13 protein-coding genes, 1 tRNA gene and 1 pseudogene are annotated in these 10912 nt (G+C 64.4%); 9 read left to right on the top strand and 6 right to left on the bottom strand.

Annotation, left to right across the window (positions count from 1 at the left end):
- Positions 1 to 52: 52 nt before the first annotated feature.
- Positions 53 to 140: transfer RNA gene (locus H7290_RS19255), tRNA-Ser, on the top strand.
- 148 nt (positions 141 to 288) lie between these two features.
- Here H7290_RS19255 and H7290_RS21430 read toward each other — a convergent pair.
- Both H7290_RS21430 and H7290_RS19250 read right to left on the bottom strand, forming a co-directional pair.
- Positions 289 to 1200: pseudogene (locus H7290_RS21430) on the bottom strand (tyrosine-type recombinase/integrase); the annotation flags it as partial.
- 145 nt (positions 1201 to 1345) lie between these two features.
- Positions 1346 to 2074, bottom strand: a complete 729-nt coding sequence (locus H7290_RS19250) for a DinB family protein (RefSeq protein WP_290515635.1) — start codon at positions 2072 to 2074, stop codon at positions 1346 to 1348.
- Between the two features lie 221 nt (positions 2075 to 2295).
- On the opposite strand from H7290_RS19250, the gene H7290_RS19245 reads away from it, so the two are divergent.
- The 4 genes from H7290_RS19245 (at position 2296) to H7290_RS19230 (ending at position 4631) form a co-directional block, all read left to right on the top strand.
- On the top strand, positions 2296 to 2448 hold the full coding sequence (locus H7290_RS19245) for a hypothetical protein (protein ID WP_290515634.1): 153 nt from the start codon (positions 2296 to 2298) through the stop codon (positions 2446 to 2448).
- Positions 2449 to 2818: 370 nt separating this feature from the next.
- The gene (locus tag H7290_RS19240) at positions 2819 to 4099 is read left to right on the top strand and encodes an ATP-binding protein (protein WP_290515633.1); all 1281 of its coding nucleotides are present in this window, start codon (positions 2819 to 2821) and stop codon (positions 4097 to 4099) included.
- A gap of 101 nt (positions 4100 to 4200) precedes the next feature.
- On the top strand, positions 4201 to 4419 hold the full coding sequence (locus H7290_RS19235) for a hypothetical protein (RefSeq protein ID WP_290515632.1): 219 nt from the start codon (positions 4201 to 4203) through the stop codon (positions 4417 to 4419).
- On the top strand, positions 4416 to 4631 hold the full coding sequence (locus H7290_RS19230) for a type II toxin-antitoxin system RelE/ParE family toxin (RefSeq protein ID WP_290515631.1): 216 nt from the start codon (positions 4416 to 4418) through the stop codon (positions 4629 to 4631). The genes H7290_RS19235 and H7290_RS19230 overlap by 4 nt, the downstream gene beginning before the upstream one ends.
- A 101-nt stretch (positions 4632 to 4732) precedes the next feature.
- On the opposite strand, the gene H7290_RS19225 is transcribed toward H7290_RS19230, so the two are convergent.
- Positions 4733 to 5635 (bottom strand): hypothetical protein, encoded by a 903-nt coding sequence (locus tag H7290_RS19225; RefSeq protein WP_290515630.1) that lies wholly within the window; start codon positions 5633 to 5635, stop codon positions 4733 to 4735.
- Complete coding sequence (locus H7290_RS19220) at positions 5632 to 6141, bottom strand: sigma-70 family RNA polymerase sigma factor (RefSeq protein WP_290515629.1); 510 nt, start codon at positions 6139 to 6141, stop codon at positions 5632 to 5634. The genes H7290_RS19225 and H7290_RS19220 overlap by 4 nt, the downstream gene beginning before the upstream one ends.
- 235 nt (positions 6142 to 6376) lie before the next feature.
- On the opposite strand from H7290_RS19220, the gene H7290_RS19215 reads away from it, so the two are divergent.
- Together H7290_RS19215 and H7290_RS21425 are read left to right on the top strand one after the other, a co-directional pair.
- Positions 6377 to 7051 carry a hypothetical protein gene (locus H7290_RS19215; RefSeq protein ID WP_290515628.1) on the top strand — a complete coding sequence of 225 codons (675 nt, stop codon included), beginning with the start codon at positions 6377 to 6379 and terminating at the stop codon, positions 7049 to 7051.
- The gene (locus tag H7290_RS21425) at positions 6975 to 7169 is read left to right on the top strand and encodes a Rid family hydrolase (RefSeq protein ID WP_366927656.1); all 195 of its coding nucleotides are present in this window, start codon (positions 6975 to 6977) and stop codon (positions 7167 to 7169) included. Before H7290_RS19215 ends, H7290_RS21425 begins: the two co-directional genes overlap by 77 nt.
- Before the next feature lie 218 nt (positions 7170 to 7387).
- On the opposite strand, the gene H7290_RS19210 is transcribed toward H7290_RS21425, so the two are convergent.
- Positions 7388 to 7885 carry a MarR family transcriptional regulator gene (locus tag H7290_RS19210; RefSeq protein ID WP_290515627.1) on the bottom strand — a complete coding sequence of 166 codons (498 nt, stop codon included), beginning with the start codon at positions 7883 to 7885 and terminating at the stop codon, positions 7388 to 7390.
- A gap of 88 nt (positions 7886 to 7973) precedes the next feature.
- Here H7290_RS19210 and H7290_RS19205 point away from each other — a divergent pair, with 88 nt between their 5' ends.
- Both H7290_RS19205 and H7290_RS21420 read left to right on the top strand, forming a co-directional pair.
- Positions 7974 to 8918: an EamA family transporter gene (locus H7290_RS19205; protein WP_290515626.1), complete on the top strand. Its 945-nt coding sequence runs from the start codon at positions 7974 to 7976 to the stop codon at positions 8916 to 8918.
- Positions 8915 to 9508, top strand: coding sequence for an NAD(P)H-binding protein (locus H7290_RS21420; protein WP_366927655.1), 594 nt, complete (start codon positions 8915 to 8917; stop codon positions 9506 to 9508). Before H7290_RS19205 ends, H7290_RS21420 begins: the two co-directional genes overlap by 4 nt.
- Before the next feature lie 656 nt (positions 9509 to 10164).
- Here H7290_RS21420 and H7290_RS19200 read toward each other — a convergent pair.
- Complete coding sequence (locus H7290_RS19200) at positions 10165 to 10881, bottom strand: IS3 family transposase (RefSeq protein WP_290515636.1); 717 nt, start codon at positions 10879 to 10881, stop codon at positions 10165 to 10167.
- Between the last annotated feature and the right edge of the window lie 31 nt (positions 10882 to 10912).

Raw genomic sequence — 10912 nt, 5'->3', positions numbered from 1 at the left:
CGGAGGTATGCCAGTTGTTCCCAAGCCGGGGACAACCGGTAGCCTCGTCTGCGGAGGATTCGCATAGTGGCCTAGTGCGCTCGCTTGGAAAGCGGGTTGAGTGAAAGCTCTCAGGGGTTCGAATCCCCTATCCTCCGCCAGCGGTACAGTGCGCCTGGCCTGGGCTTTCTTAGTCCAGGTCGGGGCGCTTTCCCCGCTCATGTGTTGAGATAGATGCCAAGCCCCATCGAGATGCGCCGCGAAGCGATCCGCTGCGGCCTTCTGCATCGTCGGGGTGACGTAGCTATAGATGTTCATCGTCGTGGTGATCGTGAAGTGCCCAAGGCGTTCTTGAACGACCTTCGGGTGCTCTCCAAGTTCGAGCAGCAAGGTCGTGTGCGTGTGCCGGAGGCCCTTGAGGGTGACTCTTGGCAGTTCATCGAGCTCGGCCTGCGCCCGTCTGACACGGTGGGTCCAGCGCCGGCTGACCTCGTTGGGCGAACGGATCCCGCCCGCGTCGTTCCCAAACACGTAGGCATCCGCGCGTGCGAGGTCCAGCGAGATGCTTCCCCGCTTCACCTTGTACGCCTTGAGCACGGCGAGGGTCTCGGCGTCGAGGTCGAGGACTCGTGCTGATCCCGTCTTGGCGGTCTTCGCTTTGTTGCGTGTGGTCACATCGGCGGCCCTCCTGATGCCGAGCCTGCCGGTCAGGAAGTTCAGATCGCCCCAGCGGAGCGCAAGGGCTTCGCCGCGCCTGATTCCGGTGTAGGCGATGGTGCGCCACAGCGGAAAAAGGTCGTCGCTGAGCACATCACGATTCCAAACGAGGAACGCATTGAGCTGGCTGCCCGTCCAGGTCGCAATCTCGGGACGTTGCGCGCGAATCTGGGAGCCCGTTGGCGCGTTGACCGTGCGCTTCTTCCTCGCGGGGTTTACAGCGATCAAGCCGTCGTCCAGTGCGGCGTCGAGGATCGCTCCGAGCACCACATGAACCTTGTTGACAGTGTTCCCCGACAGCGGCTTGCCGTAACCGCGCTTGTCGCGTCTGCCCGACCGCTCCAGCTCGCGGTAGTGCCGACCAATCCTGGTGGCGGTGAGCTTGTCGAGGCGGATGTCGCCGAGCGCCGGGCTGATGTGGTTGCGGATGATCTTCTCGTAGCCCTGCGCGGTGGATGCTTCAAGACGTAGGGCAGCAAACCACTCTCCTGCGTATGCCGCGATGGTGTCACCCCAACCCGTAATCCCTAAGATCTAGTGGCTCAGGCGATGACTCAGAACAGATTTCCGTCGGGATTGGCCAGCACAATGGAGTCCGCATCGTCGGGATACTCCCAATCGACCCTTTGAGCGCCCAGTGAGATCCCGCTCATGAACCCCATGCAGACTCCTGACGCGACAGTTTGTCCAGGTCGCGTTTGCAGAACCCGTGGTGAGCCCATTCCTCGTTGAGCACGGTACCGAGGCATTGCCGCACTGCCCGCCCCTTGGCGTACGGGGGCCATCTGTCGTCGTCGGGCACCGGCGCGGTCTGCGCGGGCTGATCAGGCGTGACCTCGGCCAGCCACGTCTCGATCTCCAAAGCCTGCCGGTTGCGCACGGCGAGCACCTCGTCGAGGCTCGGTTGGGCGGACGGGTCGAGCCCGTTCTCCTGGTCCATGACGAACGGCGGACCCAGTCCCATGGCCGTGAACGGCTCGGTGAGCCCGAGCACGCAGCGCCGAAACCAGGAGTCGTGCACGAAGACAAGGTGACGCAGGGTTTCGACCATCGACCACTCGCCGTCGACGCCGTGATGTTCGCTGTTCTCGGGCATGGACCGGACGCGCACGGTGGTCGTCGCCCAGTCGTCCCGCAGTTGCCGCCAGGCCTCTCGCAGGTCGGCCGCCTCATCGGAGCGGATCAGCAACCGCACCGGGTGGCGGCGGTCGAGCTCCGTCTCGACGTACGACGTGACCTCGACCCCGTTGACCACGAGATTGGTGAGCAGGCCGTCGATCTCAGCGTCCTGCATGACCACGCCGACCAGCCGGGCTCTACTCAGGTCGCACTCGCGGAACTCTGCACCGGTGAGGTCCTCGTCGTCGAAGCGCCGCATGCAGACAGGCTACGCGGCATCGCACACGCAACGCGCGACTCTGTCGCATGGCGGTCGCAGCGGCCATCCGGTCATGCCGCATTCCGCGCGCAACCCATGGTCCGGTGCACTCTGACCGCGACCGGCCACACCTCCACGGTCGGAAATGGCTCCATCCGTCCTGTCATGCGGCTTGACAGACCAGAATTGTCCACATAATCGCACGCCGTGAGTTGCGTGCTGTGATTGACGACTCGCTCGACGACGGATACGTGTCGCCAGAGATCGCCGCGATCATCGATCAGCGCATCGCCGACGCCGACGCGAACCCGGACGACTACGTGACACTCGATGAGGATGAGCGCGAGGTTCGCTCGCGCCGCCACGTGGCGTGACGTACGACGTCCATCTCACGTCGACCGCCCGGCAGGATCGAGATCGCGTTCTAGCGTGGTATGACGCCGAGGCGCCCGATCAGACGGAGCGATTCATCGATGAGTTCTACGCAGCCTCACGACCCCGTACAGAACAGCTCGATTCCTATCCTCTGCCAGGCTGAACAGCGCAAACATCGGGATCGAACCCTCACAGGGTTCGGTCCCGGTCTCATATGGTGGTGCCGCCGCACTGGTCACGGAATCGGGTTATTCTCTCCAAAACACCGTCAAATGCCTCTCTGATTCACCGCTTTATACTTCTCAAATACACCGCTCAACCCCACTCAAATTCACCACCCGATGCCGCGCCCAATGTTAGTCTGGCACTATGAGCGCGCTCCCAGCTGGAATCATAGATCGCAGGCTGAGCGCCCTGCTGACATCGCGAGCGTCAGAAGAACCGGTCATTGCTCTGCATGGCCCACGGTCAGTAGGCAAGTCAACCGTTCTGCGGGCCTTCGCAGAACGAGCGGGCAGTTCAGTGCTCGACCTGGATGACCCAGCAGTTCAGGCAGCCGTAGCGAGCAATCCCACCGTCGCTGTCTCGACTCCAGCCCCGGTTTGCATTGACGAATACCAGCACGTCATTGACGTTCTCGATGCCTTGAAGGCAAGGCTGAACAGGCAAGGCTCTCTTCCAGGCACGGCCGTACTGACTGGATCAACGCGACAAGACGCCCTGCCGCGGACTGCACAGGCGCTCACTGGCCGTCTCCACTCAATGACCATCTGGCCGCTCTCACAGGGAGAGATCGGCGGCGTCGAAGAGAACCTCCTGGAATCCCTGCACCACAACCCCGTCGCTGCCGTCGACGCCATTCCAGCATCGACGACTACGCGCGCCGAGTATGTCGACCGTGTGTGCGCCGGAGGATTTCCGCTGGCGTTGAAACGCACAGCGGGTGCCTCACGGAACCGGTGGTTCGATGACTACGTCCGTCAGTCGGTCGAGCGTGACGCTGTCGAACTCGCCAGAATCCAGCAGCGAGAGGCGCTGGGCAAACTCCTCGACAGGCTCGCCGGCCGCACCGGGCAGGTCCTAAATCTGACGAATGCCGGCGAAGGACTGGGCCTTTCACTGTCCACCCTCCAGGACTACGCGACGCTTCTCGAAGATCTGTTCCTCATCGAGCGCCTGCCAGCTTGGGGCAAGACCCTTCGCAAGAGGGCGGTCAGCTCGCCCAAGCTGCACGTCATCGACTCCGGAGTCGCCGCGCGCCTGATGCGCATCAGCCCCGAGAAACTTGCAACGCTTGAACCGACTGCGCTCACCGAGTTCGGGAACCTTCTCGAGACATTCGTTGTCGGCGAGCTTCGCAAGCAAGCGTCCTGGCTGGACGAACCCGTCACGCTCGGCCACTGGCGCACACATGACGACGACGAAGTCGACTACGTCGTCGAGTTCGCAGACGGTGGAGTTCTCGCCTTCGAGATCAAAGCCAACGAGAGCATTGGCAAGTCCGACTTCAAGGGCATGCGCAAACTTCGTGATGCTCTCGGCGACCGGTTCATCGCGGGTATCGGCTTCATTACGGGAACGCGCTCGTACTCCGGCTACGACGACCGCATCCACGTCATGCCAGTCGACCGACTCTGGCAACGTGTCTAGCTCACAGCGAAGACCTCATCGACGAACCCACATCGCGCCGAATCAGGTCCCAGACCTGTGCTCTCCGTCGAATTTCGTGGCCCGCAAGTACAGTACGGAACATGGTCGACCACGCCCTACTTGAGCAGGTGCTTGGACTGGATGAGTCCGCACGCCGCGAGTTGCGCGCCGTGATCGACGACTCGCTCGATGACGGATACGTGTCGCCGGAGATCGCCGCGATCATCGACCAGCGCATCGCCGACGCCGACGCGAACCCGGACGACTACGTGACACTCGACGAGTTCGAGCGCGAGGTCGCGTCGCGGCGAACCGCGTGACGTTCGCCGTCAGCCTCAACGCCGACGCCCAGCGCGACTTCTACCGAGCGCAGGCCTACTACGACACCGAAGCGCCGCATGAGACCGAGCGGTTCGTGGACGAGTTCTTCACCACGGCTCGACGGCTGACCGCCTTCCCCTACTCGTCTCCTGAACTGCGGCGCGGCGCTCGCCGGGCGAACCTGCCCGTCTTCCCGTACCAACTCTGGTAACGGGTTCATGACGACGCGAACATTGTTGAGATCATCGCGGTGCTTCATCACCGCCAGGACTCCGAACAGTTGAACGACCGGCTCGAACCACAGCCGGGAGACTAATATCCGCGCCGTTGCGCAAGGTCGGCGATTCGGGTGGGCAGTCCGTCCTCGACCTTGGAGAGACTCACCTTCATGGTCTCGGTTCGACCGCCGTCCTGGGGGCTTGTCGAGTCGTAACCGAGCAACTGCCCAGTGGTGCTGTCGAACAGCATCGTGAGCGGCCCGCCTTTGGCAACCTCCGTGACGAAGGTCAGGTTCTTCGCTTCGTCGACGCGAACCTGTACATCGTCGAAGCTGCCGTAGGCCTCGATCGCGGCGGCCCAGACCTTGGTCGGTGCGTAGCCGCCGTAGATGATCGTCCCCAACAGGCGCTGCTCTCCTGCGCGATCACCCCCGGAGTATGAGGAGGCCTGCGGGGAGCCCTCGACGGCCTTGAGCAGTCTGGTTGGGTCCGTCGGCAGGGCGGCGATTTCACGGGGGGTGAAGTCTGACGACGAGGGAGTGTCCCAATGCTCGGTCGGGCCGACCGTTCCGTCGACTGTGGTTTGACGGTAGAACCTTCCGTCGTCGAGGGTCCACTCGTCCCACTGCATGGTAGTGACTTTTCCGGATGCGGTCTCGGTCATGCGGTATTCCGTGGTGCGGTGCAGGACTCGACCGTCGGACAGGGGCGGAACGTCGGTGCGCTCTGCGGCACGGGCCAGCGGTGTCAGGGCGTTCGCCGCGAATGAGTCGGCTTTGGGAATCAGTGTCGGTCCGATCACCAGCGCACTGGCGGCCGCGACAGCCACGACGCCACCCACCATCCAACGACGCCCCGGCCGTTGCTGGGGCCGGCGCCGCGGAGTGTGGTCAAGCGCACCGGCGCGGGCGAGGACCTGAGCGCGGATGAGAGCAACCCGTTCAGCGGAGTGCGCAGGATCGGGGGCGAGTTCTTCGAGGCGGGTATCGACGGTCATGATGTGGGCTCCTCTACGGGCTGAAGATGGGGGCGGGGTGTGGTGTGTGGATCGAGTGCGGCCTGCAGGTGGGCGCGTGCCCGGGTCAACCGGGCACGGAAGGCTCGCTCTCGACATCCCGCCACGTCGGCGGCTGCTTTGATCGTGGGTCCCTCCCACGCGATGAGTAGCACCGCTTCACGCTCCTTTGCGCTCAGGCGCCGCAGTGCCTGAAGGGTCTCCAGACGGGACGTGGCGATCTCCTCTGTGGTGCGCTGTCGGTCCGGCGACCGGGTGGCCAGCGCGTCATCGAGGCGAGCGCGTCTTCCGGCCGATCGTCGCCGGTGGGCAATCGTGTTGCGCGCAACCACCAACAGCCACGGCAGCGCGTCCTCGGGAATGACGTCGAGGCGTCGCCACGCCACGATGAATGTCTCGGACACCACGTCGTCGGCGCCCTCGACTCCACAGTGGCGGAGTGCGTATGCGTGAACCTTGGCGGCCCATTGGTCGTAGAGGTCGGCCAAGTGTTGTTCTCTAGCGGAATGCATCACATTAAATAGTCCCGGCCGGCGGCCAAATGACACATCTGAGTCTGCGCCCCGACCGACGCCTCCGGGCAAGCGGCCTAGCTACAGTCCCGGCCCCTGCTCGGGCGGTGTCGGTCCGTGGTCGGGTGGTCGGCGGGTGTAGCCGTGGAGCGGCGCGGGACCGGCGCTCGGCGCTCTGGGCGGCCTCGCGTTGCGCCTGCTCCTGCTGGGCGTGGACGAGCTGCGCAGCCTCATCGACGGGCAGAGATTCGATCTCGGCGAGGTCACGTCGCGCAGCCTCTGCCTGTTTCTGCCACCGGGCGGCGTTCGTCCGAGCGTTGCTCGGCTTATGGTTGCCGAGCACTTGGCGGCGGAGGTCCGCGCGCTCCCGCATCTGTCGGCCGGTGAGGTGCTGTCGTTCCTGCCTCGCCTCGTCCGCCCGAGCGCGCGTCTCGGTTACGCGCGGGTCGGCGTCGGCCTCGCGCTGCGCCACTGTGGCGGCCCACGGCTCGATGCTGTCGGGGGTCTGCGGCAGGCTGCCCCAGCGCCGCCGGGCAGTCGTCTCAGCGGTGCGGTGCTCGCCAGAGGCCGCGGTCAGGGTGTGTGCGGTGCTGCGCTTGCAGAGCCCGCGCACGGTGCCATGGGCGTCCGATGCTGCCCACATCCGATCCCGTGCGGTGAGGTAGGCGGTGCCGTCTGTTGTGGCCTGCTCGATGAGCGGGGCGGTGACCTCGGCGCGTACTCCCTCGGCGGATGCGAGGACGGCTCGCTGCTTGTCGGCCTCGGTCTGGTGCTCCCGCTGTTGGTGGTCGAGCGCGGCTGCGGCGCGCGTGCGCGTCGGGTCCTGGGTCAGTGTGGCCGGAACGACCGCGGCTCAGCCGGGTGGTGGCGCCGTCGGCGGGAATGACCCCGCTGAGCAGACCCGGGAGGCGATTCGTCGCATCGCCGTGGCCTTGGAGCAGGTCGGCGTTGGATTGGAGCACGTGGTGCGCACCCGGATGTTCGTCACCGACATCAGCCGGTAGCAGGAGGTCGGGCGCGCCCACGGGGAGTTCTTCGCCCACATTCGCCCGGCCAGTTCCATGGTTCAGGTGAGCGCCCTGATCGACCCAGCGCTGGTGGTGGAGGTCGAGGCTGACGCCGTCGTCTCGCAGCACGATGGCGAATTCAGGCGGTCCCCGTGCGGGACCGGTGGGCGATTCCTCATTAGCGAGGGGCCTCGCAGGGTCGTGTCGGCCGGATGCTAAGCCTGGTTCTCTCGATCGTGGAGAAGGGAACGGAGCAACTTTTCGAGCTGTCCGCGTTGGCTGGGTGTCATCGTCGAGAGCAGCCGTTCTTCGTTGGCGACATGATCTTGCAGGGCCGCGTCGATGACCTCTCGCCCCCGCTGGGTGAGGGCGACGCGAATCGTGCGGCGGCTAAGCGGGTCCGTTTCGCGAGTGATGAGCCCCTTGGCGAGGAGTCGGTCAAGCCGGTTGGTGATCGCCCCCGACGTGACCATGGCGCTGTCCGCAAGCTGGCCCGCAGTCAGACCGTGCCCTTCGACGTCTGTGCGCCGCAGGGTCGCGAGGATGTCGAACTCTCCCGACTGCAGGCCGTGCTGAGAGAAGACCCCTTGTAACTCACGTTCGAACAGACGCGTGAGGCGGGAGAGCCTGCCGAGCACCCCCATCGGGGTGACATCGACATCGGGTCGCGCCCTCGCCCACTGGGCAACGATGCGGTCGACGCTGTCCTCCACAAGACCTCTTAACGTTGAACTGTTTGACGTAAGTACTCTACCACCGTAGTCTCTTCAACGTCGAACTATTCAATATTGAGGAGTCTTGATGGACAGGTTCCGGATCACGATGCTCACGGCGATCGTGCCAGCGGTATGGGGAACGACCTACATCGTGACGACCGAGTTGCTGCCCCCCGGGCATCCGCTGTTTGCCTCGCTCATGCGAGCGTTGCCCGCGGGTCTGCTCGCGATCGCGCTGACCCGCGTGCTGCCCACCGGAGCGTGGTGGTGGAAGTCTGCCGTGCTGGGCGTGCTGAACATCGGCGCCTTCTTCCCCCTGCTCTTCATCGCCGCGTACCACCTTCCCGGCGGTGTCGCCGCCACGCTGGGGGCCGCGCAACCGCTCGTCGTCGCCATCCTGGTCGTCGTCATCCTGAGTGAGCCATTCTCTGCGTGGCGCCTATCGTGGGGGATCGTCGGGGTCATCGGTGTCGCCCTCGTTGTACTGCGTTCCACGGCGACACTCGACGCGGTCGGGGTCATCGCTGGGCTGCTGAGCGCGGTCTCCATGGGATTCGGTGTCACCCTGACCAAGAAATGGGGTAGAGCCACAGGGGTGCCCGCGATGGGGCTGGCCGGATGGCAGTTGACCGCAGGAGGACTGTTCCTCCTGCCGATCACGCTGCTGTTCGAGGGCGTTCCCACGACCATCGACGTCACGGCACTAACCGGTTACGCATGGCTCGGGCTTGTCGGTGGGCTCCTCACCTACACGCTGTGGTTCAGCGGCATCGGCCGCCTTCCAGTGGCCTCGGTCGCCGTGCTCGGACTTCTCTCACCGCTGGTTGCCGCGACTCTCGGAGCACTCCTGCTTAAGGAGAACCTCGGCGTCGTGCAGATGGTCGGATTCGCACTTGCCTTGACGGCGATCGCCGCCGGACAAATCACCCCGAACCGGAAGCCGCCCCACACCATCGCCTCCACCAAAACCACGAATCCTGGCGTCATTGAGCCGGCGATGGTCGCCGCACAGACAAGGAGAGCATCATGAGAATCGCTGTCATCGGAGCAACGGGAATGGCTGGCTTCCGCATCGCTGCGGAAGCAGCTCGCCGAGGACACAGCCTCTCCGGAATCTCGCGATCAAACAGAAGTAACGCATTAACCGTCGCCGGACTCACCTTGTCCACTGCCGACGCGACCGATCCGGAGGCCATGGGCCGCATAGCAACTGAGCACGACGTCATCGTGCTGGCCACCAGACCGGCTCCCGGGACGAAAGGCGATGTCAGCTCCCCAGTGACCACGGTCCTGGACGCAGCCCTGGACTCCGGGCGTCGAGTCATCGTGATCGGCGGCGCAGGCCCACTCCGAAGCCCTGACCGCTCAGATCGACTCGTTATCGATGACGACCGCTTCGTCCCCCACCAGTGGCGCACAATCGGCCGCGGCATCCAATTGACCCGTGCGCGACTCTGGATTCGGTCCCCTGCCGGGCGGCCGTTCCAGACGAGGAACCCGCCAGGCGACGTCCGCACAGTTGTGGGAGCCAGCCGCCGTCGTCCCGCAAGGGGTCGGCGATCCCCCAATGAGACACCTTGGCGTGCTGGCACGAGCGCGGCGGCGTACGCCTCGACGTAGGCTAAGGCCATCGGGAGCGTCACCGTCACCCGGGAGATCGCCCCCGTCGATCTTGCCAGCGAGCACTGGTGGAAGACGACGCACGAATCGCCTCTCCTGGACCCGTCGAAGGCCCCAAACGATTGAACGATGTTGACCGTCGACGACACCGAGAATCTCGTCCGAAAACGCCTGCCAACACGAGCGATCCACACCCAAAGTCGTCGGCACGCATGCGCCTCCAGCCAAGTCTCATGTGCTACCGGCCGTGTAGGTCCATGAATCCTGATGGAGTTATCCACAACAGGGCCCTTCGACTTCCCTGTTTTTACGGGTAAAAATGCCGATTGATGACCCCGTGTGCAAGGGGGCGCAGAACAGTTCGAATCCCCTATCCTCCGCCACGGGGTACGCCCCACTGCGATTGCAAGGAGAACGGCTCGCAGTCGGGGCCGTCCTCCTGTTCATCGCCACCATTGAGCCTCCGCGCAGGCTGTTCCCGGCCTACTGTCGACGAATTGGCCAGTAAGCACGTCTCTGGTGTGCCCTGCTCAGTCCTTCGAGTCGATCTCAAAAACGGCTCAACAAAATGGAAAGCCCAGAAGACAGTCACCACCGGTGCCGGCAAGCGCAAGCGAATTTTGGGCCGTTCCGAGGCACGGCCTGATGCGCTCTGCCTACCGTGTGTTCGCCTTCTTGAAGAGGGATACCTCGCGCAGTCCGTGCAGATTGCGGAGTAGCCAAGGACACCTATCCGGCGGCCTTAGCCTCGATCCAAGTTTCGACCGTCCCCGCCGGTCAGAGGTGGGGGTTGATTGGATTTCGACCAAGGGTTGGTCGGTCCGTTTTGTAGCGTAGAGGTTCTGCTCGAACTCCGCCGGTGGGACGTCGTCGAGGTAGCTGTGGAGGCGTTCGTGGTTGTGCCAGTGGACCCAGTTGAGGGTGCCGAGCTCGACGTCCTCGATGGTCTTCCACGGTCTGCCTTCACGGGCAGGGCCGCGGATCAGTTCGGCTTTGTAGTAGCCGTTCACGGTCTCGGCCAGGGCGTTGTCGTACAAATCCCCACGGTCCCGATCGATGGGACGGCACCGATCTCGGCGAGTCGTTCGCCGTAGCGGATAGATGAATTGACTCCCGTCGTCGGAGTGACACCGAAGACCAGCCAGTGTCGTGCCGCGTGACCACCTCGCCATCTCGATCGCGTCGAGCACCATCGTGGTCCGCATGTGTGGCGCGACCCGCCAGCCCACGATCATCCGTGAGCAGGCGTCGATGATGAAGCAGACGTAGGCGTAGGCGATCCCGGCCCAGGCTTGGATTCCAGCAGTCGGCACATACGTCAGGTCCGTGACCCACAGCTGGTTCGGGCCGGTGGCGGTGAAGTCACGACCCATTAGGTCCGGGTGCCGGGGCGCGCCTGCCTCG

The organism is Aeromicrobium sp., from assembly GCF_014378035.1.
Classification (GTDB): Bacteria; Actinomycetota; Actinomycetes; order Propionibacteriales; family Nocardioidaceae; genus Aeromicrobium.
The sequence above is the reverse complement of the archived record's forward strand: the minus strand, read 5'-3'. Positions and strand labels throughout refer to the sequence as shown.